This is a genomic window from Streptococcus sp. F0442 (genome assembly GCF_000314795.2).
Taxonomy (GTDB): domain Bacteria; phylum Bacillota; class Bacilli; order Lactobacillales; family Streptococcaceae; genus Streptococcus.
In genome coordinates, this window is record NZ_KB373315.1 from 324,942 (window position 1) to 345,915 (window position 20,974).

At 38.0% G+C, this 20,974-nt stretch carries 24 protein-coding genes and 3 pseudogenes; 26 read left to right on the top strand and 1 reads right to left on the bottom strand.

Annotated features, from left to right (window positions below; translation table 11 throughout):
* Positions 1 to 306: 306 nt before the first annotated feature.
* From HMPREF9186_RS11570 to HMPREF9186_RS08090, 21 genes and pseudogenes are all read left to right on the top strand, one after another.
* Positions 307 to 450: pseudogene (locus HMPREF9186_RS11570) on the top strand (IS982 family transposase); the annotation flags it as partial.
* A gap of 3 nt (positions 451 to 453) precedes the next feature.
* A pseudogene (locus HMPREF9186_RS11665) lies at positions 454 to 787 on the top strand (diacylglycerol/lipid kinase family protein); the annotation flags it as partial.
* 148 nt (positions 788 to 935) lie between these two features.
* Positions 936 to 1,526: pseudogene (locus HMPREF9186_RS08010) on the top strand (IS256 family transposase); the annotation flags it as partial.
* 180 nt (positions 1,527 to 1,706) lie between these two features.
* Entirely contained in the window at positions 1,707 to 1,985 is a 279-nt protein-coding gene (locus HMPREF9186_RS08015; protein ID WP_002893755.1) for a DUF6110 family protein, read from the top strand.
* Between the two features lies 1 nt (position 1,986).
* Positions 1,987 to 4,050 (top strand): heavy metal translocating P-type ATPase, encoded by a 2,064-nt coding sequence (locus tag HMPREF9186_RS08020; RefSeq protein ID WP_009732199.1) that lies wholly within the window; start codon positions 1,987 to 1,989, stop codon positions 4,048 to 4,050.
* A gap of 299 nt (positions 4,051 to 4,349) precedes the next feature.
* A complete protein-coding gene (locus HMPREF9186_RS08025; protein ID WP_009732200.1) occupies positions 4,350 to 4,964 on the top strand; it encodes a CadD family cadmium resistance transporter in 615 nt (204 codons plus the stop codon).
* Between the two features lie 11 nt (positions 4,965 to 4,975).
* On the top strand, positions 4,976 to 5,314 hold the full coding sequence (gene cadX / locus HMPREF9186_RS08030) for a Cd(II)/Zn(II)-sensing metalloregulatory transcriptional regulator CadX (RefSeq protein ID WP_000711078.1): 339 nt from the start codon (positions 4,976 to 4,978) through the stop codon (positions 5,312 to 5,314).
* Positions 5,315 to 5,357: 43 nt separating this feature from the next.
* On the top strand, positions 5,358 to 5,492 hold the full coding sequence (locus HMPREF9186_RS11695; protein ID WP_002889641.1) for a hypothetical protein: 135 nt from the start codon (positions 5,358 to 5,360) through the stop codon (positions 5,490 to 5,492).
* A 69-nt stretch (positions 5,493 to 5,561) separates the two neighbouring features.
* Positions 5,562 to 5,846 (top strand): hypothetical protein, encoded by a 285-nt coding sequence (locus tag HMPREF9186_RS08035; RefSeq protein WP_232198441.1) that lies wholly within the window; start codon positions 5,562 to 5,564, stop codon positions 5,844 to 5,846.
* A gap of 569 nt (positions 5,847 to 6,415) precedes the next feature.
* A complete protein-coding gene (locus HMPREF9186_RS11215) occupies positions 6,416 to 6,718 on the top strand; it encodes a TMEM175 family protein (RefSeq protein WP_004240734.1) in 303 nt (100 codons plus the stop codon).
* Positions 6,643 to 6,984: a hypothetical protein gene (locus HMPREF9186_RS08040; protein ID WP_000397556.1), complete on the top strand. Its 342-nt coding sequence runs from the start codon at positions 6,643 to 6,645 to the stop codon at positions 6,982 to 6,984. Before HMPREF9186_RS11215 ends, HMPREF9186_RS08040 begins: the two co-directional genes overlap by 76 nt.
* Positions 6,985 to 6,997: 13 nt before the next feature.
* Positions 6,998 to 7,321, top strand: a complete 324-nt coding sequence (locus HMPREF9186_RS08045; protein WP_001253404.1) for a potassium channel family protein — start codon at positions 6,998 to 7,000, stop codon at positions 7,319 to 7,321.
* A complete protein-coding gene (locus HMPREF9186_RS08050; RefSeq protein ID WP_000126416.1) occupies positions 7,318 to 8,367 on the top strand; it encodes a DUF389 domain-containing protein in 1,050 nt (349 codons plus the stop codon). Before HMPREF9186_RS08045 ends, HMPREF9186_RS08050 begins: the two co-directional genes overlap by 4 nt.
* A gap of 666 nt (positions 8,368 to 9,033) precedes the next feature.
* A complete protein-coding gene (locus HMPREF9186_RS08055) occupies positions 9,034 to 10,659 on the top strand; it encodes a malolactic enzyme (protein ID WP_009732202.1) in 1,626 nt (541 codons plus the stop codon).
* Between the two features lie 77 nt (positions 10,660 to 10,736).
* On the top strand, positions 10,737 to 11,684 hold the full coding sequence (locus HMPREF9186_RS08060) for an AEC family transporter (protein WP_009732203.1): 948 nt from the start codon (positions 10,737 to 10,739) through the stop codon (positions 11,682 to 11,684).
* Between the two features lie 352 nt (positions 11,685 to 12,036).
* Positions 12,037 to 12,627, top strand: a complete 591-nt coding sequence (locus tag HMPREF9186_RS08065) for a hypothetical protein (protein ID WP_009732204.1) — start codon at positions 12,037 to 12,039, stop codon at positions 12,625 to 12,627.
* Positions 12,628 to 12,775: 148 nt separating this feature from the next.
* Positions 12,776 to 13,363 (top strand): SMI1/KNR4 family protein, encoded by a 588-nt coding sequence (locus HMPREF9186_RS08070; RefSeq protein WP_009732205.1) that lies wholly within the window; start codon positions 12,776 to 12,778, stop codon positions 13,361 to 13,363.
* A 729-nt stretch (positions 13,364 to 14,092) separates the two neighbouring features.
* Positions 14,093 to 14,302, top strand: coding sequence for a helix-turn-helix transcriptional regulator (locus HMPREF9186_RS08075; protein WP_037614149.1), 210 nt, complete (start codon positions 14,093 to 14,095; stop codon positions 14,300 to 14,302).
* Positions 14,299 to 14,481 carry a hypothetical protein gene (locus HMPREF9186_RS08080; protein ID WP_009732206.1) on the top strand — a complete coding sequence of 61 codons (183 nt, stop codon included), beginning with the start codon at positions 14,299 to 14,301 and terminating at the stop codon, positions 14,479 to 14,481. The genes HMPREF9186_RS08075 and HMPREF9186_RS08080 overlap by 4 nt, the downstream gene beginning before the upstream one ends.
* 13 nt (positions 14,482 to 14,494) lie before the next feature.
* Positions 14,495 to 14,845 (top strand): PspC domain-containing protein, encoded by a 351-nt coding sequence (locus tag HMPREF9186_RS08085; RefSeq protein ID WP_009732207.1) that lies wholly within the window; start codon positions 14,495 to 14,497, stop codon positions 14,843 to 14,845.
* Between the two features lie 14 nt (positions 14,846 to 14,859).
* A complete protein-coding gene (locus HMPREF9186_RS08090) occupies positions 14,860 to 15,561 on the top strand; it encodes a DUF3169 family protein (protein WP_009732208.1) in 702 nt (233 codons plus the stop codon).
* Positions 15,562 to 16,001: 440 nt separating this feature from the next.
* On the opposite strand, the gene HMPREF9186_RS08095 is transcribed toward HMPREF9186_RS08090, so the two are convergent.
* Positions 16,002 to 16,205: a CsbD family protein gene (locus HMPREF9186_RS08095; RefSeq protein WP_009732209.1), complete on the bottom strand. Its 204-nt coding sequence runs from the start codon at positions 16,203 to 16,205 to the stop codon at positions 16,002 to 16,004.
* Between the two features lie 325 nt (positions 16,206 to 16,530).
* Here HMPREF9186_RS08095 and HMPREF9186_RS08100 point away from each other — a divergent pair, with 325 nt between their 5' ends.
* The 5 genes from HMPREF9186_RS08100 (at position 16,531) to HMPREF9186_RS08120 (ending at position 20,909) form a co-directional block, all read left to right on the top strand.
* Positions 16,531 to 17,139 (top strand): rhomboid family intramembrane serine protease, encoded by a 609-nt coding sequence (locus HMPREF9186_RS08100; protein ID WP_037614150.1) that lies wholly within the window; start codon positions 16,531 to 16,533, stop codon positions 17,137 to 17,139.
* A 124-nt stretch (positions 17,140 to 17,263) separates the two neighbouring features.
* Entirely contained in the window at positions 17,264 to 18,376 is a 1,113-nt protein-coding gene (locus HMPREF9186_RS08105) for a VanZ family protein (protein ID WP_009732212.1), read from the top strand.
* Between the two features lie 137 nt (positions 18,377 to 18,513).
* Complete coding sequence (locus tag HMPREF9186_RS08110; RefSeq protein ID WP_009732213.1) at positions 18,514 to 18,780, top strand: ACT domain-containing protein; 267 nt, start codon at positions 18,514 to 18,516, stop codon at positions 18,778 to 18,780.
* 17 nt (positions 18,781 to 18,797) lie between these two features.
* Positions 18,798 to 20,135 carry a PFL family protein gene (locus HMPREF9186_RS08115; protein ID WP_009732214.1) on the top strand — a complete coding sequence of 446 codons (1,338 nt, stop codon included), beginning with the start codon at positions 18,798 to 18,800 and terminating at the stop codon, positions 20,133 to 20,135.
* Between the two features lie 84 nt (positions 20,136 to 20,219).
* Complete coding sequence (locus tag HMPREF9186_RS08120) at positions 20,220 to 20,909, top strand: histidine phosphatase family protein (RefSeq protein WP_009732215.1); 690 nt, start codon at positions 20,220 to 20,222, stop codon at positions 20,907 to 20,909.
* Positions 20,910 to 20,974 lie beyond the last annotated feature (65 nt).

A 20,974-nucleotide genomic window follows, 5' to 3' on the forward strand; every position in this document is an offset into this window, starting at 1 on the left:
TTTCAATCACTTTTCAATCATTTTAGTGCGACATTTTAATTGATATGTCGCGTTTATCAGCGTCAAAGAACAGTTTCAGGCAGCGGTATATCTTTGCCATATCCCAGCCCAGACACTCTGGCGACTCTGAGTGATTATCAAGAAAGGCGTCCAGCAACATCTTAAAGCCTCCCGTGCAAAAAGTAAATAAATAGTGTTTTTCCTGTATGCCTGTCACACGGCTAAAAGACCGCTTGACCAAATCTTCCAGAAAATTATAGCAGATATTATGTACCAGCTCTGTGTAGCGAGTCTGATGAGCGTGCCGAATCACATCGACACTTTTATAGAATCTGCCAACTGTTTCCTTATGGTCGAATTCTTGAAAGAAGTCGCTTTATTCGTCGGTCAAGACAATTAATTTGGCTGGTGCAACTGATTCGCCAAGCTATGAACAAGCAATTATTACCTTTTGAAAGCAAAAATGGCAATTATGAAGGTGAAGCTACTCAGGTCTTAGTTCTTCTATCCAATTACTATGCAGACAAAAAACTATTTGATGAAAATACAGATGAATATGGAAATATCTTGATTTTAAAGGATTCATCCATCATTTCTAAATTATCGGCTATCCCAGATTTATTAAAAAGGGGATCTAGTAGGTAACAATAATATCGAATATATCAAAGTACGCAATATTAGGATTTCTTCAGAGGTTGAGTTAGAGTCAGATGTTGATGGGGATAAGTCGGATAATCTGCCAATAGATATAAAAATACTAGAAAACAGGCTTGAAAAAGGCTCGTAAAGCTAGCCAGTTCTCTAAACGTTAATTCGTTGCTGGACAGCAGAATACAAACGAAAACACTTTGCATCTTGCAAGGTGTTTTTTTCTATGAGAACTGGCGGTGCGCAATTAGGATAGCTCTAGCGACTTTAGTCGCATAGAGATATGCTATGCACAGTTGCCTCAAGAAAACAATGCTTCTTGGTCCACCCTGTTAGACAAGCTTCAAAACCAAGGAATCCAACAGATTTCTCTTGTAGTTACAGATGGCTTTAAGGGGCTTGAGCAGATTATCAGTCAGGCTCACCCATTAGCTAAACAACAATGTTGCTTAATTCATATTAGTCGAAATCTAGCTAGTAAAGTGAAACGAGCAGATAGAGCGGTTATTCTGGGGCAATTTATAATGATTTATCGTGCTGAAAATTTAGAAATGGCAGGACAAGCTTTAGAGGACTTTCTCGCCGAATGGAAACCAAAGTATAGGAAAGTCATGGAAAGTCTGGAGAAGACGGATAATCTTTTAACTTTTTATCAGTTTCCCTACCAGATTTGGCACAGCATGTATTCGACAAACCTCATTGAGTCTCTTAACAAAGAAATCAAACATCAAACGAAAAAGAAGGTTCTTTTTCCTAATGAGGAGGCTCTGGAACGTTACTTAGTTACGTTGTTTGAAGATTATAATTTCAAGCAAAGTCAACGAATCCATAAAGGGTTTGGTCAATGTTCTGATACACTTGAAAGCTTATTTAATTAACACTCCGTAACTCTACTTAAGTGTTTACACATAATTATTTACAGTATCAAAAAATAAAGTATATTGTTTTCATCATAATATAATTAAATATCAGTATAGAGAATTTTATCTATATATCAGATATCAGCAATTGCTTTTGCTGTCATTTTTCGCTACAATAGTTACAAGGAGGAAATAAACATGTTAAAAGAAGTATTAAACGTCGCAAAAGTTGCGAAAAAATCATCTCTCTTCTTAGGAGGGGTAGCATTTGGGACGCTTGGCTTGAAAGTCTTAGCAAGTAAAGAAGCTAAGAAAGGCTATTCTAAGGCCTTGGCTAAAGCTTACAAATTGAAAGATGGACTGGATGCATCTGTTTCTGTTGTAAAACAACACGGTGATGATGTTTTACAAGACGCTAAATATTTATACGAACAGGAAAAGAAAGAAGAACAATTAGATAGCCTGACAGGTGAATAATATGTCTTTTAAAGTGCTACACAGAGGATATCAACATATCCGATTATCGTCCTCGTTTTCACTGACCTTGGATATTCAAGATTATCTTCGTTCCTTGGCTAAAGATGAAAAAGGGATCGACTCTATTCAGTTTTATATGGATCAGCAGCACTTTACTCTACGTATGAAAGAAGGCTTCTCTGTATTAGAAAATGCAGAGGCCTTTTTAAAAAAAATTGACAAGGGGAAAGTTTCGGACTTGATGACTCTTCCCATTCGTAGAGAAGAGAGTGCTTATTCAATTGTATCGGGTGCAGCGATTAAGCGTTTGCTGTTTCGAAGTTTTGTACCCTACCCTATTCGTTATATTTGGACTTTTTATCAGGCTTTGGGTTATGTCAAAGAAGCCTATCAAACTTTAGCGCGCAAGGAACTAACCATGGAGGTCTTGGACTGTTCGGCCATTTTGTTGTCCTTGTTTATGAACCAATCCAAGACAGCTAGCAACATCATGTTTATGCTTGATTTGGGTAATCATCTGGATCAGTGGTCTTTAAAAAAAACAGCAACAGATTTGGAACAAAGCCTTCTTGCTAAAGAAAGTGATGTTTTCTTAGTGCGGGGAGACATGGTCATCAGCATCAAGAGTTCTGATGTTCAAGTAGGTGATGTATTAGTTGTCTCCCAAGGTAATGAAATCTTGTTTGACGGCCAAGTGGTTTCAGGATTAGGCATGGTCAATGAGAGTTCCTTGACTGGAGAGAGCTTCCCTGTTGAAAAGAAAGAGGGAGATTCTGTATGTGCGAATACTGTTTTGGAAACAGGAGAGTTAAGAATTCGTGTGACTGATAATCAGATAAACAGTCGTATTTTGCAACTCATCAATCTGATGAAAAAATCTGAAGAGAGTAAGAAGACAAAACAACGTCATTTTATTAGGATGGCAGACAAGGTTGTAAAATATAACTTCTTAGGTGCTGGTTTGACTTATCTGTTAACAGGTTCGTTTTCAAAAGCCATTTCCTTTTTATTGGTGGATTTTTCATGTGCTCTAAAAATATCCACACCTGTAGCCTACCTTACGGCCATAAAGGAAGGTCTAAATCGAGAAATGGTTATTAAAGATGGTGATGTATTAGAAAAATATCTGGAAGTGGATACTTTCTTGTTTGATAAAACGGGTACCATCACGACGAGTTATCCTTTGGTTGAAAAGGTTCTTCCTTTCGGAGATTATACTGAGAAAGATATTTTAAGAATAAGTGCATGTTTGGAGGAACATATCTATCATCCTATTGCCAATGCAATTGTTAAACAAGCTGAAATTGAAGGCATTGAACACGAAGAAATGCATGGCAAGCTTCAGTATGTTGCAAGCAAAGGGATTAAATCGCAAATTGATGGTCAATCGGTTGTCATTGGAAATTATGTACTAATGCAAGACGAACAGGTAAGAATTAGTTCTGAGCAGCTGGCCTTGATTGAGCAATATAAGACTCATTACAATTTATTGTTTTTGGCTTATAAGAAAGAATTAATTGGGATGTTTTGTATCCACACTCCCTTGAGAAGCGAGGCGAAAGTTGCATTGAAAAAGCTAAAGCGCCAAGGGAAAAAACTGATTCTGGCAACTGGTGATACGTTGGCTAGAACAGAAGAGTTGGTTAAAGATCTGCCATTTGACAACGTTTATACTGATTTAAAACCAGATGGTAAGTTTCAGTTGGTTCAGGAATTACAGAAAGCTGGCCGAACTATTTTGATGGTTGGAGACGGGTTAAACGACTCTGCTGCCTTGACGCTTGCAGATATTGGGGTTGTGATGAATGAAAGTGCTGATATTTCTAAGCAGATGAGTGATATTTTATTATTAGATAATCGTTTAGATTTCTTCGAGGAATTGAATTCTTTATCTGAATCGTTGCAGAAATTAATTCAAAGAAATATTCAAGAAACAGTTGTAATAAATGGAAGTTTAATTGGATTTGGGTTGTTAAATTGGTTAAGCCCATCTAATCTTTCGATATTGCACAATCTGACTACTTTAAGAATCGTCCTTCGTAGTCTTTCTATTAAAAGTAGGTAAGAGACCGAGAAGCTGAGGTTATAAAAACTAAAAGGAGTTGTCTCATTTGAGAATAACGGCTCTTTGTCAACTGTAGTGGGTTGGTGGAAAATTATACCCTGGAGAGGACCAAATTGGTTCTCTCCTTTTAAATATTGAAAAAACCATTGGCAGTGGACATACTTTAAGACTATATATTTCTGAAACTAGTTTCACAATACAAATATTGACATGCAATTATTAATTGGTGGATTTTAAGTTGACATCTACAAAGTTTAATGTTAGAATACATTCAAAAATATATTTGAATAAGGTGTTTTATGATTCAAAATATTGTTACTTCAATAATCCTGTATTCTGGGACAGCCGTAGACTTACTTATTATCCTAATGTTATTTTTTGCCAAAAGAAAAAGCAGAAAGGACATCATTAACATCTATTTAGGACAATTTCTAGGCTCTGTTAGTCTAATATTCCTAAGTTTGCTTTTTGCATTTGTCTTAAATTATATTCCTAGTAAAGAGATTTTAGGTTTACTCGGTTTGATTCCAATTTTCCTAGGCCTCAAAGTTTTGCTTTTAGGAGATTCTGATGGAGAAGCTATTGCAAAAGATGGTTTGCAAAAAGACAATAAAAACCTGATTTTTCTAGTCGCTATGATTACTTTTGCAAGTTGTGGCGCTGACAATATTGGTGTCTTTGTCCCATATTTTACCACCTTAAATTTAGCGAATTTGATAGTGACTTTACTTACTTTTCTAGTCATGATTTATCTATTGGTTTTTTCTGCCCAAAAATTGGCACAAGTCCCTTCTGTTGGAGAAACTTTGGAAAAATATAGCAGATGGTTTATTGCCGTTGTCTATTTAGGATTGGGGATGTATATCCTGATTGAAAACAACAGCTTTGACATGCTATGGGCTGTGTTAGGCTAGGAGAAAAAATTATGAAAAAAGATAGTATCTGTCAAGTGGATGTTATAAATCAACAAAATGTTACAACCGCAACGAACTACCTTGAAAAGGAAAAAGTCCAAAAATCACTTCGCATTTTATCAAAATTTACCGATAATAAACAGATAAATATCATCTTTTATCTCCTTGCCGTCGAAGAACTCTGTGTCTGCGATATAGCCTGTTTATTAAATCTCAGTATGGCATCTGCCTCCCACCATCTTCGTAAACTAGCCAATCAAAACATCTTGGACACTAGAAGAGAGGGGAAAATTATATATTATTTTATAAAAGATGAGGAAATCAGAGATTTTTTTAATCAACTAGGATAACAACTATTTTTACTACTTTTCCATGATTATAGGGAGATTATATATGAAATTTTTTGATGAAAATTACTCACAAGAAATACCTACTCGTATCAAATGTTTAAGAAAAAAGTATAATTTAAAGCAAAGCGACCTAGGTAATGCAGGTCAAGTTAGCCAAGTTGAAAAGGGAGGAATTTGAAAGAATTTGTATCTTTTATTTTTTGTTTCATTTATGCCCTATGCTACTGGAATCGTTAGTAGTCATTTCATGAACCATACGGCACAGCTCTTTTACGGATTAATCGTTGTTGCTTCAACAGTAGCCAACTGGTTTTTACATAAAGTAATTGATAAACCCAATATGGATCAGAAAGAATTACTTGAAGCTACCGCACAATATAGAAAGTTATTGATACCTGACCTAATAATTAAAGGAGTGGGATTGATTCTATCCTTAATTGTCTATCCTCCAATTATGATGTATAGTGTTTTAATTGCGGCATTTTACATCATAACTTTAAAAACACTATCTGAAAAAAGAGTGAGTAACTAAAAAACGGTGACCAAAGTTAGGTGTATTATTTTAATGCTTACAGACCTAAACTATTCCCCTATTTAAAAAATATTGATTCAAATTTTATGAAATTAATTAGTAGATATCGTTTTGAAAAGCCTTGATATTACGCTGTTTTTAGTCCAACTGAAACTCATACTTTCCAAACCAGGCTTGAAAAAAGCTCGTAAAGCATCACAATTTAGTAAACGTTAAAACTTATTTAAACTTATTGAAAGCATTTCGTATCAAAAATACGGGATGCTTTTTCTGTTCACCCCAAATTTTTGTAACTAGGTGATACTTGAAATTAATACAAATTTGGTTGTTTTTGATAAATCTAAGCAACACTAAATGATGAAGTGAAAGGGGATGAATCTTTGATAGTATTCATTTATTGTGAAATATGATATATTTATTAATTAGATGGATGAATACTTCTAGAGTTAAATATAGCATAATAGGGACAGACTTTTTGGTTTATTTTTGTTTGTAGTCGGATTATGAAAGAATATCCAATATTATGCGATAAGATAGAATGTTACAAAAAAGAAAGGGGATGCAATCCGATGAAGAAAGACAGATTAATTGTATTGACAGATGCTGTTCTAGCAATTATTATGACCATCTTGATTTTAGAGTTAGAAAAACCAACAACACCAAGTCTTGAAGCTTTTTGGGATTTACGGCAAAATTTCTTTGCTTGTTTTCTTTCCTTTTTCTGGTTGGGATCGTTATGGATGGCACTAAACACATTATGGGAAAAGGTTGAGAAAATTTCCTCAGAAATTATTTGGTGGAATTTGTTTCTACTCTTGGAGCGGCAGGAGTTCTCTTTGGAGAATTTCATGCCATCCAAGATACCAGTCTGAATGATGTGGTGGACCGGATCTATATAAATGTCAAGGATTTACCGTTTCAGTCCTTGGGAGCTTTAGCTAATATCCTGTCTGATGTTAAGAAGGGACTGATTCAAGACAGTCATATCTGGTCTTTCTTCCAGTCATTTTTCAAACAATATCAGTTGATAATCAGCTTAAATCAGATCTATCAGTTTGTCTATCTTTCTCTGATGGAGATCATGTCCTATCTTCACTTTGATTATTGGAAAAAACGGCTCGGTCAGGAGCTAGTATGAATAAGGAGAACAAATGAGACGTTTAAAAATGTTATGGCATATTATACAGGTTACGGGTTTTACTCGGTTTGCTCTGAGTTTTGTGACCTTTGTTTTTGGGTCAGGAGGCGTGCTTTTCCTAGTTGAACCTGCTATCACAAATTACGGAGACGGTCTTTGGTATGCTTTTGTGACTTCGACGACTGTCGGCTACGGGGATCTCCTAGCTGTGACCTTGATTGGAAGGATTACCAGTGTCTTCTTGACGATTTATGGGCTCATATTTTTTGGCTGTTTATCAGCTGTTATTATTAATTATTATACCGATTTAAATAAGGAAAGAGGAGAGGACAAATGACTGCCAATTATTCAACACGGGAATACCGTGAGAAATTATACGATGACCTTCATGTTCGATTGAGAGATACAGCGATTTTGATGTGTGCAATTTTTATTGCCTCTATCGGTCTAAATATGAATTCAACAGCTGTTATTATTGGAGCCATGTTAATTTCACCTCTCATGACACCGATTGTTGGACTGGGATTCGGTTTAGCTATTTTTGATACGCGTTTAATCAAGCAATCTCTAGAGGTTTTATTGACTCAAGTGTTGGTCAGTTTGCTTGTCTCGACTCTGTATTTCTGGATTTCTCCCTTGTCTTATGCAAGTAGCGAGTTGATCGCACGAACCTCTCCAACCATTTGGGATGTTCTCATTGCTATTGCTGGTGGGATTGCTGGTGTGATCGGTTCAAGGAAAAAAGAAGCAAACAATATCGTGCCAGGAGTAGCCATTGCTACAGCTTTGATGCCGCCTATCTGTACTGCTGGCTATGGTTTAGCTAATGGGAATGTACGATTTTTATTGGGGGCTCTCTATCTTTTCTTGATCAACTGTGTCTTTATCATGCTAGCCAACATTGTTGGAACAAGAATTTTGATGAGAAAATCTCCTTTAACTTCATTTAAAGAGCTGAGCATTAAAATGAGAATTGGCTTGATTTCTTTGATTGTATTGTTGATTCTTCCAGCTAGCTATTCGGCAGTTACTCTGACAATAGAACAAGCGCGCAAAGAAGGGATCAAACAGTTTGTAGGAAAAGAGTTCGCCAATTATACGGTTATTAATCAAGTCTACAAGTCAAGTAACAATGAATTGGTCTTGACGGTTGTTGGAGATCCGATTTCAGAAGAAGAATTAGAAACACTCCACCAAAAACAAGCCTCTTACGGTATTCAATCTGTTCAATTGAAAGTGAATCAAGTTCAGAACTCGCCAACATTAGATAGTGAAGCGACCAAGGAATTTTATGAAAACATTGACAAGTATATTGATCAAAAACTCTCTGAAAAAGATTCACAAAACGATCTCGTAAAAGAAAATGAAGCAGACAAGGATTGAGGACAATGAACTGAATCGGTTTTTACGCCGTGTTTTTCTTGTATCTTCCTCTTTCTTACTTATAGCAGGTTGTTTTTGCTTGAATAAGAAATAAATTAGAAGTTCTATCATCTAAGAAAAATGATGAAAAAAATCATTTAACTAATGGTGTGAACGTTTAGTGTTTATCAGCTCCATTCTCTGTAATTTTGGGGGTAAAATCCACACCATTTAGATAAAATTAGTTGAATTTGATTGGAAAAACGCTTTTATAAAAGCGGAGAAAAGTCTTGATATTACGCTGTTTTTAGTCCAACTGAAATTCATACTTTCCAAACCAGGCTTGAAAAAAGCTCGTAAAGCATCACAATTTAGTAAACGTTAATTCGAAAGAATTACTGTACTTACAAAGAGCACCTTTCGGGGTGTTCTTTTTTATACTTTCTTACTAAATTGGTGCAATTGACACAGTTGTTGCGACTTTAGTCGCTTACAAATGTGGCTGCAATTTGACGAAGGCAATTGCCTCAAAACGTTAATCAATACGATACAATCAACGTTTACAGACATTCAAGAATTTTCTCTTAGATGTCTTTTTTTGTCTATCTTAATTTTACAAAATGGGTGAAAAAATATTTGTAAATAATTTATTTTAATGATATATTCTTAGTAAAAAGGGGGTGCACTATGACTGCACATGATATTTTAAACAATCCTTTCCTTAATAAGGGAACTGCCTTTACCTTAGAGGAGCGAAAGAAACTAGGCCTTATTGGTTTACTGCCACCTTATGTTCAAACGATTGAAGAACAAGCGGCGCAAACTTATGCACAAATGCAAACAAAAGCTAATGATTTGGAAAAACGTCTTTTCTTAATGGAAATTTTTAATACCAACAGGACTCTTTTCTATTACCTATTTTCTCAACATTTGGAAGAATTCAATCCAATTGTGTATGACCCAACCATTGCAGATACGATTGAAGGCTATAGTGATCTCTTTGTAGATCCACAATATGCAGGATATCTTGATATTAATCATCCTGAAAATATTGAAGCTACTTTGAAAAACGCTGCCGGGGGTCACGAGATTCGTCTCATTGTTGTAACAGATGCAGAAGGAATCCTTGGAATTGGCGACTGGGGAACAAATGGTGTTGATATTTCTGTTGGGAAATTGATGGTCTATACGGGTGCTGCTGGAATCGATCCTTCGATGGTCCTTCCTTTAGTTATCGATGCAGGGACTAACCGTGAAGAACTTCGTAACAATCCTAATTACTTAGGAAATCGTCACGAACGGGTCCGCGGAGATCGTTACTACGACTTCATTGACCAATTTGTTCAAACAGCAGAACGTCTCTTTCCTAAACTCTACCTTCACTGGGAAGACTTCGGCCGCTTGAATGCTGCCAATATTCTTGAAAAATACCGGAAACAAATTCCAACTTTTAATGATGATATTCAAGGTACAGGAATCGTTACCTTAGGTGGTATCTTTGGTTCACTGGATATTAGTGGTGAAAAATTAACAGATCAAGTTTATCTCTGCTATGGTGGTGGTACTGCGGGTGCAGGAATTGCCTCTCGTGTTCTTCGTGAAATGGTGAGTGAAGGTCTTTCTGAAGAAGAAGCTTATAAACGTTTCTTTATGGTTGATAAACAAGGTCTTCTCTTTGATGACATGGATGACCTAACCCCTGAACAAAAACCGTTTGCTAAGAAACGTGCTGACTTTAGTAACGCAGACAAGTTGACTGACCTGCTTGAAGTAGTGAAGACTGTGAAGCCAACCATTCTTGTAGGAACTTCAACTCAACCTAATACCTTCACTAAAGAAATAGTAGAAGCTATGTGTGAAAACACAGAACGTCCGATGATTTTCCCTTTGTCAAATCCAACCAAACTAGCTGAAGCTAGTGCCAAAGATTTGATTGAATGGTCAGATGGTAAAGCTTTTGTCGCAACAGGAATTCCTGCTGATACGGTTTCTTATAAAGGTGTCGACTATGTGATTGGTCAAGCCAATAATGCCTTGATTTACCCAGGTCTTGGTCTAGGTATGCTGGCTTCTGAAGCAAGTCTTTTGACTGATGAAATGATTGGAGCAGCAGCTCATTCATTGAGTGGTATTGTCAATCCAGGCCAACCAGGAGCTCCTGTCTTGCCACCATTCAAGTATGTAGCAGATGTTTCTATTAAAGTAGCAGAAGCAGTCGCTAAAAAAGCACAAGAGCAAGGTCTTACGCGTGCTAAGGAAACAGATATGGCCAAAGCAGTTCGTGATTTGAAGTGGTATCCAGAGTATAAATAATTCACTGTTGCTGCCTATTCTTCGCTAGCGACAGATTTGTATGGGCTGTGGACTTAAGTAATTTAGAAAGGATACCTATGTCACTCTTTTTAACATCGATTACGAGTATCATTCCGATTATCGCTATCATTGTTTTGGGGTATATTCTTCAGGTGAAGGGATGGTTTGGAGATGACTTTGGACCTAACCTATCTCGTTTAATCATGAATGTAGCCTTGCCAGCGTCAATCTTTGTGTCGGTGATGAAATACCTAACACTAGATAAGCTAATCAGTCTTTCTGGAGGCCTCCTTTATACATTTGTGGCCTTTATCTTGGGCTATATCGTAGCTTATATTGCAGTTGTTGTTTTCAAGGTTCGTCCAGGACGGCGAGGAACCATGATGAATACCTTTGTGAATGCCAATACTATTTTTATTGGTTTACCTTTAAACGTTGCTCTTTTTGGGGATCAGGCTCTTCCTTATTTCTTAATTTACTATATTACCAACACGATTTCCACCTGGACATTGGGCGTGTATTTGATGACGAGTGACAGTAAATCGGGCCAAAGCAAGAAGACAAGTAAATTTGATTGGAAGAAATTGCTACCAGCTCCGCTTATAGGTTTTCTTGTGGCTCTACTATGTTTGATTCTTCGAATCTCTATTCCAGATTTCGCAACGAATACCTTAACCTATGTTGGAAATATCGTCACTCCCCTATCTCTGATTTATATTGGTATCGTTCTTGCAAAGGCAGGCTTGAAAACTATTACTTTTGATAAAGATACAATTGTCACTTTAGTTGGACGCTTTATCCTAGCTCCTCTAATCATGCTTCTTGTATTGAAGTTCTTTGCACCAAATATGGCCACAGTAGAATTTAAGACCTTTATGATTCAGTCCGCTACACCAGCTTTAGCTGTTCTTCCGATCCTTGCTAATCAGGGAAAAGGAGATGTGGAATTCTCTACGAATGTGGTGACTCTAAGTACGGTTCTATTTATCGTTGTTATTCCAATATTACAAACTTTGTTAGGATAAGAAGGAAGAGGATAGGATTGAAAGTTTTGCGTTAAGAAATTGCACTATTATAGATACATCTATTCCTATTTCTTGAAATCAAAATCAGAAGAAACTCTTCTGACGGTTGCTATTGAGCGCTTTTGAGCTGTCCTAAAAGTCAGACTGTTCAAATCAGGTCTTAAGTAAGCTCGTAAAGCATCACAATTTAGTAAACGTTAAAACTTATTTATACTTATTGAAAGCATTTCGTATCAAAAATACGGGATGCTTTTCTGTTTGGCTTAAAGTTACAAATTGGCAATTATGTTATAATCATTAATATGGTTGCATGCAAAAAATGGTGGATAATCACTTGGAACGGAGGCAACTAATGAGAAATAAGGTTGCTAAAATAATTGCTATTGTAATAGTTTTTATATTTGGAGGTGCTTATATATATAATAAACTAACTAAGCCGAGTCTAGGCCCCAAAACAGCCAAACTCTATCAGCATGGCTTTCAACTTCTAGAAGAGCAACTAGGAACTTATATAAAAGAGTATTACTCAGGGGTTGAAAAGATTGAATTTTCCCCAATCTACGTTACTGAGGAAGGGTCGACTTTCTCAAATGTCTATATCCGTCCCACTATTTATGATAAGCATGGAAATAAAGCCACTCTAGGAACTCCAATTAATAACTATAATCCAAGTAGTTTTGGTATCGTTTCTCATGTTATTCTTAATTTTGATGGAGACGGGAATGAAGCAATAGATTTAAAGGACTCTAAAGGAAATAATATTGATGTTTCTAAAGCACAGCACTTACCTGATGTAGCTAAACTAACTAGAGAATCCTCTACGGATGGAAATATTAAATCATTGGTTGATAATGGTCAGTTAAAAGGAGTCGTGAAGGATGCTAAGGGGAGTCCGGATGCAGAAATTGTTTATAATGTTAACTTGAGTAAAGCGAACGAATGAAATGACTTTATCTGATCAAGAAATAAAAAAATCCAGTTCCATACTAAAAATAATATTAGAAAAAGTAAAGATGCAAGTCTGTCAATATTTTGAACACATTTTGAGATGAAAATTCAAAGGGTAAGAGAAAACAAAAAAGGAGGTTCTTATGTGTATAGTTGACCAAGTTAAGAAAATAGCAACTTATATTTGTGAAGTTTTTGAAGACTGGGGTTTGGATGATCCTGTAGAAGAAGGATACCTGGAAGATTATCAGGAAATTTCTGGAGCATCTGAGGAGGAAATTCAGGAGTTTGAGAAGAGACTTGGAATTTCTCTCCCCGATGAACTGAAGGAAGTCTATCGCTACAAAAACGGTAGTAAATTCTTAGCAGTCTTACCCTGTGTGATTGACCAAAGAGAAATGGCTTTTTCTCTGATGAGTTTGCAGAAAATAGAAGCTGGGAAAAGATATTTTCAAAATAGGGATGTTCTGTTAACGGAATTTCCCGACTATTTTTCGAGCGAAGAAGTTGAAGAGATGCGTGATAGTAGAGTCAAACCCTATCTTTTTAATAAAAAATGGCTTCCTTTTGCGGAATATTGCGATTCTTGTTATCTCATGCTTGATTTTGATCCAGACCAGGAGGGGCAAGAAGGGCAGATTATTTGCTACATTCATGACCCTGATGAAATTATCTATGTGGCAAAAAGTTTTACGGAGCTGATTGAAGGGATAATGGAAGTGATCGTATAAAAGAGGGGAGTATATTCCCCTATTTAAGAAATATTGATTCAAATTTTATGAAAACAATCAGTAGATATCGTTCTGAAAAACCTTGATATGACGCTGTTTTTAGTCCAACTGAAACCCATACTTTCCAAATTAGGTCTTAAGAAAGCTCGTAAAGCATCACAATTTAGTAAATGTTCTTCGAAAGAATTATGATACTTACAAAGAGCGCCTTTCGGGGTGTTTTTTTGTATTTTCATACTAAATTGGGGCAGTTGACGTAGTTGCTGTGGCTTTAACTACATACAAATACGGCTGCAACCTGACAAAGTCAGTTGCCTATAAACCTTAATCAACAAGATACTATCAATCTATACAGACATTCAAGAATTTTTTCTTGGCTGTCTTTTTTTGTCTAAAAAACTAAAATTCCCCCTGTTATTTTTTTGATTTTAAGTATCCATTTCACCTCTATTTAGAAAAATATTAAATCAATCCTTATTCAGAATAAAAATTTTGATCGCTATCATTTAAAAAATGACAAAAATAATGATATTTTTGACAAATATCGTTGTCAAAAATAAAAAGATGTGTTACAATGTAATCAAGTTAAAGAAATAAGATCAGAGATAGGGAGAAACTATGAGGGTATCGTTAATACTATCTTATTTAATAGCAAAGGAGGAAAGATCAAATTCTACCGTTTTTAGGCTATCTAAGCTAAGTGGTTGAGTTTGATAGACAATAGTAAATATGAAGCTAAAAAATCGTTTAAAAGAGCTTCGCGCTCGTGATGGTTTAAACCAAACCGAGCTTGCTAAGCTAGCAGGTATATCGAGGCAGACTATTAGTTTGCTAGAACGGGATGAGTATACTCCCTCTATTGTTATCGCCTTGAAAATCTCTCAGATATTTCATGAGCCAGTAGAGTCGGTATTTCGCCTTGAGGAGGAAGAATCATGAATAAATATAGAGTAATGTATTATCTTTGTATCATTGCCTTTGTAGCAAATGTTTCGATCATGATCGGGACCTTGCTGGGATGGATTCACATTTTAGACAGTAACTATTTTTTCTGGACTAGCTTGATTTTTAGTTTCGTATTTGAGCGGATAGAAAAGAAAGTAAAAGAAAGAGTATAAAAGGAGTAAGATTATGAAAGAGTTTTTGACAGATTTTCAAGTAGATACCGAACACAAAGAAATTGCAGGGGTTTGTGCCGGTATAGCTAATTATTTCAATATAGACCCTCTGATGGTTCGTGCACTGGCTTGTTTGCTTTTTCTATCTTCGATAGAAATTAGTCTTCTTACCGTTATAAGCTATGCTCTTTTAGCTGGCTGGATGGGGAGTGGATCTCTTGAAGAGGTCATCAAAAAATCAGGGTACAAGATCCTATTTTTCTATCTAGTTGCCATTCTCCTGAATAGCTTTGGTGATCAAGTGTTAACAGCTACCTTTGGATTTGGTCATGCTCTGGTTCAAGGGCTACTTGGTTTATTTTAGAAAGAAGATGGAAAATGAAAAAGAAACATTTATTACTATTGTTAGGAAGTTTATTGTTGGGTGGTTTAATCGGAATGTTTGGTGCTGCCTTCACAAATCTTCATTTAAACATTTCTCAAGAGCAAGTACAGTTTGTTTTGACGACCTTCTTTTTCTGTCTGGGAATACTATCGACCATAGTAGCTCTTTATTTTATTATGAATAGTAGGAAAGCTTATGATAGCTACCTAGCAGAAGAAGATGATGAATTAAATGAGCTGGCTTATATCAAGATGTATCGCTCTCTAGATTATGGGACAGTTGCTTACAATGTTTTGCAAGTTAGTATGTTTTTCAGTTTGGTTACCGTGTTACCTAGTCATGATCTTCCGTTATCAGTTTTTCTCTTAGCGGTATTAACCATTCTTGTTGGAAGTTTCTGCGTCAAAACAACGAGCAAAATTCGTAATTACCAGATCTCTATTTTAGCCACACCAAAAGAGGTATTAGACTATCTAGAAACGTATGATGAGGGAGAAAAACAGGCGGAAATGGCAGAGGCTTATTTAATCTTGTTCAAACTCAATCAGCTAATCTTACCATCGCTCTATATCATCTTATTTGCCTTATCCATCATTCTTGGTGAAGTGCAGTTAGTTGGTGTCCTTATAACGGCTGTCATCCATCTTTATATCAATATTGCACAATTAAGAAAAACAAAACGATACTTTAAATAGCGTGGATTTATATGAATGGTGTCGAAAATGGAGGTGACGATGTTGAAAGGGATGAGTCAATCAACATTTATTCTGTTTCAAGATAAAGCGATAACATAAAAACTGAAAAGATCGTAAAGCAGTACCATTTAGTAAACCTTTCTTTAAAAGAAAGACAATCGTTATAAGAGAGTGGGACAGAAATCGGTAATTCGTTAGAATTCGATTTCGTCGTCCCACCTCCGCAAAGTTGAGTAGGGCTGTAAAAGCTGATGAAATCAGCGTAGTAGAGCCCACTCAACCACTGCGTCTTGCTCGACAATCCAAAAACAATTGAGAGGCTAGGACTTTTGTCCCAGCCTCTTTTTTCTACACCTAAGATGAATGAAAAACAAAAAACACCCTATCTTCCCTAGTCAAATAGGACTGTAGAAAATAGGGTGGTTTTAGAACGTTTAGGATTATTTATCGTCTTTGTGAAGGATATTCTTCACGCCCTTGATAGCTCCTTCAACAGCTTCTTTTGCATCTTCAGCAACTTCTTTAGCTTTTGATGCAACTTTTTCAGCAACGCCTTCAGCTTCTGTTTTTGTGTCGCCGGTTACTTTACCGAGACCTTCCTTAACAGAACCTTTAACTTGGTTTAATTTATCTTCTAATGACATAGCGCCACCTCCGTTAAGTAAATAGTTTTTTAATCTGAATTGAAGACAGTTCATTTAAAAAATTAAAACTATTTAGTTCAGATTAATATAAGTATATACCCTCTGAAATGGAAAGTCAAATATTCGCTACGGTATTCTAAATACAGGATCGCCTCCTGATCCAATTGCGAATGATGAGGAACCAATCAGTCAGGACATTCAGTTTTTCGATCAAAGATTTGAAACGAAAGAAGCCAAAAAGTTTTCTATCTCCAATAAAATAAATGGTATAATGGTCGTGAATGGAGACATCGTAACGCTATTTTTTGAAAAAGAGAAGATGAACATGAAAAGAATCCTCAAAACCTACCCCGTTGTCAATACTTTGTCTTTAACTTGTTTGTTGCTAGGTCTTTTGACTTCCTTTTATGGGGATGCTATCTATGATCTGTTGGCCTTTCATTCGAAGCCAGTCTATGCTTGGCAATATGTCAGTGGGACCTTGATGCATGGCAGTAAAGGAGCCCCTATCTGGTTTTTATGGGTCCATTTGATTTTAAATGGACTTATGGTCCTTCCTTTTGGTGGACTGTTAGAAAGGAAGAGAGGCTCCAGACAAGTCTTGATCGTTTTTGTGACGGCGACAGCTCTCTCTTCCATCGTTTTTCACCTCTTGACCCAGGGGCAGAACATTCAGGCTACAGGGATCTCTGCTGTGGGCTATGCCTTTGTAACGGGAGGAGTCCTGATCCTGCCAAATATGTGGAAAGAGTATTCACTCTCCGTAAAACTGTTTTATCTATTCTTAGTTTTTCTATCTGGCCTCATGCTCTTACCGGGCATCACCGGCTGGATCTCGACTTGGCTGCACCTTTCAGGGATTGCCAGTTATCTATTGGTCTTTATTGGAAGTAAAAGTCTGAAGAAGGCTCCTACCAATGAAGCTGGCTCTTAAGCGAAATTTTTATCCTGCTTCCTTGACTCTTCCATCACTGCGCCGTATAATACTCTATATCAATGAAAAATCACCTTTTGTCATTGCGCAAAGGGTGATTTTATAAGTGTAAAAAGGAGACACAATGGGCTATATTTCTACAATTAAAACAGCTGTTCAGCTCTTTCCTTTCCTGGCCTTTTTGCTGACCTTGCCCTACATGATTTTGAATTACCGAAAATATGGCTCGGTCAATAAATTACGGGTGCTGATTTTCTATTCTTTTATGCTTTACTTGATGACAGTCTATCTCTTGGTGGTCTTGCCCCTGCCGGATCCAAGTAAGATCCATACCAGCTACTCGGAAATGATCAATCTTTATCCCTTTGCCTTTGTGGTGGATTTTTTCAAGGAGAGTCCCTTTGATCTGGCGCAGACAAGCAGTTGGCTTCAGGCCATCAAGCATCCGACTTTTTATGTGCCAGCTTTTAATGTCTTGATGTTGATTCCCTTTGGGATGTATCTGCGCTATTATTTCAAGTGTAGTTTTAAGAAAACGATTCTCCTGACAGCCCTCTTTAGTCTTTTTTTGGAGCTGACCCAGTTGTCAGGTCTCTACTTTCTATATCCGGGTCCCTACCGCCTAGCAGATGTCGATGATATCATTCAAAATACCACTGGTGGTGGAGTGGGTTACCTGCTCGGTTGGTTTCTAGTTTGGTTATTGCCGACAAGAGATGAAATCGACCAGCATTCTTTCCGAGTGGGGACGAGAGTATCTGGCTTTCGGATTGGACTTGCTTTCTTGATCGACTTTGTGATGGTATCGATTCTCTACGCAGTGATTGGGCGTTTAGGGACGATTCCTTATGTAGCAGTTTTGGCTCTTTACTTTAGCTTGCTTCCTTTGTGGCGGGGCAAAACCTTGGGAATGGCTTTGTTGAAATGCCGCTTGCATTTTGATAAGCAAAGATGGCTTCGCACCATTTGGAGGGGGATTCTAGTGGCGGGCTATTTCTACTTGATACCCCAAGGATTGTTCTATTTGATTTCGCTCTTGAATCAGGATTTGACGGACAATTCCCTCTTAACCTTATCCATGATCTTGTTGCTCTTCTTTGTGCTTTTATTGTACCTCATTCTCACTCTTGCCATCATCTTGCTCAGTCGTCGTTTTCCGTTTGACCGCCTGGCTGGAGCAACATATGAAAGTACGGTGCGCGTGAAGAAAGAGTTCTTAAGAGATGAAACTGAATAGTCGATAGAGAGGTTGGATGTAGATCCAGCCTTTATTTTTTAGATACGCGGAAAATATCCGAACGTTCCCAGTTGAGAAGGGTGATTTTAAGGGGAATGTGCTACAATGGAAGCAAATAGGTAGAATGGAGCAGTGAAATGAAAGCAATTATTACAGTCGTTGGAAAAGACCAAAAAGGAATCGTAGCGGGTGTCGCAACAAAAATAGCAGAATTGGGACTTAATATTGATGATATCTCTCAAACGGTATTGGATGAGTACTTCACCATGATGGCGGTCGTGACATCGAATGAGAAAAAAGATTTCACCCAGCTTCGTTCAGAATTAGAAGAATTTGGTCAGTCTCTTCATGTCAAAATCAATATCCAGAGCGCAGCGATTTTTGATGCCATGCACAATTTGTAAGATAGGGGTGAGGATTTATGGACATTAAACAGGTAACAGAAACCATCGCCATGATTGAAGAGCAGAACTTTGATGTTCGGACCATCACTATGGGCATCTCCCTTCTGGATTGTATTGATCCAGATATCGAAAAGGCGGCAGAAAAGGTCTACCAGAAGATTGTTACAAAGGCTAAGGATTTGGTGGCTGTTGGGGATGAGATTGCGGCGGAACTCGGCATTCCTATTGTCAACAAGCGGGTTTCGGTCACTCCGATTTCCATTATCGGGGCAGCAACCAACGCGACAGATTATGTGCCCTTTGCAAAGGCACTGGATCGTGCGGCCAAAGAAGTTGGAGTCAACTTTATCGGAGGCTACTCAGCCCTTGTTCAAAAAGGCTACCAAAAAGGGGATGAAATCCTGATCAATTCCATTCCTCGTGCCCTTGCGGAGACAGATTTTGTCTGCTCTTCAGTCAATATCGGGTCGACCAAGTCAGGGATCAATATGACAGCTGTCCGTGATATGGGCCGCATCATTAAAGAAGCATCGGAAGCAGATCCAATGGGACCAGGGAAACTGGTGGTCTTTGCCAATGCAGTAGAAGATAATCCATTTATGGCAGGAGCCTTCCATGGTGTCGGCGAAGCGGATGTTGTCATCAACGTTGGGGTTTCAGGACCTGGTGTCGTCCAACGGGCGATTGAAAAAGTACCAGGCGCTAGCTTTGATGTATTGGCTGAAACCGTCAAGAAGACAGCTTTCAAGATCACACGTGTCGGCCAATTAGTGGGTCAAATGGCTAGTGAACGTCTAGGTGTTGAGTTTGGGATTGTAGACTTGTCTCTCGCGCCAACACCAGCTGTTGGGGATTCGGTTGCCCGTGTCCTTGAAGCCATGGGGCTTGAAGTAGTTGGAACCCATGGAACTACAGCAGCGCTAGCTCTGCTCAATGACCAAGTGAAAAAAGGCGGCATCATGGCTTGTAACCAAGTCGGTGGGTTGTCAGGTGCCTTTATTCCTGTCTCAGAAGATGAGGGGATGATTGCGGCAGTCCAGTCAGGTCATATCAATCTGGAAAAATTGGAAGCCATGACAGCCATTTGCTCGGTCGGTCTGGATATGATTGCCATCCCAGCTGATACTCCAGCTACGACGATTGCGGCTATGATTGCCGATGAAGCAGCTATCGGAGTGATCAACCAAAAGACAACAGCCGTTCGGATCATTCCTTATGGAGAAGAAGGCGATATGTTAGAGCTTGGAGGACTTCTTGGCTCTGCTCCAGTGATGAAGGTCAACAAGGCTTCGTCAGCTGATTTCATTGCCCGTGGTGGTCAAATTCCGGCCCCGGTTCATAGCTTTAAAAACTAAGAGAAATCGAGTATAATAGAAGAAACGAATAGAAAAGTCTGTGATGATGAAACTCCAGACTTTTTTCTTACAAAAGGAGACAAGATGGCTAAAACAAGATTATTTGTGATTCGTCATGGGAGAACCATGTTTAATACCATTGGCCGTGCTCAAGGCTGGTCCGATACCCCTTTGACAGCAGAAGGAGAACGAGGGATTCAGGCTCTAGGAATCGGCTTGCGTGAGTCTGGTTTAGAGTTTACTCGAGCCTACTCCAGTGATTCAGGTCGTGCCATTCAGACCATGGGGATCATTCTCGATGAATTGAGCTTGAAAGACCAGATCCCTTATCGCTTTGACAAACGGATCCGCGAGTGGTGTTTTGGTAGCTTTGATGGGGCCTACGGTGGGGAGCTCTTTCATGGTGTCGTGCCGCGCGTGCTAGATGTAGAAGATTATAAGACCTTGAGCTTGGAAGACTTGGCGGAAGGGATCTGCCAGGTCGATACAGCTGGGTGGGCGGAACCTTGGGAAGTCTTGAAAGGACGGATCCTAGAAGGTTTTGAGGGCATTGCCAAAGAAGTAGAGGAAAATGGTGGTGGCAATGCCTTGGTGGTCAGCCATAGTTGGACCATTCAGACCTTGGTCTGCTTAGTTGAAGGTAAACCAAATCTTAATCTGCCCCTTTCAAACGGTAGTGTTACCCTTGTAGAATATGAAGATGGAGAATTGACGGTTAAGATTTTTGGAGATAGCAGTTATCGTGAAGTCGGTGAAGGCTTGCAAGAATCCTAGTCCGTCCTGAAAGGCTGACCTTTTGGTCATGGCCTTTTCTTTCTCTCAAAACTTGTAAGAGCTTT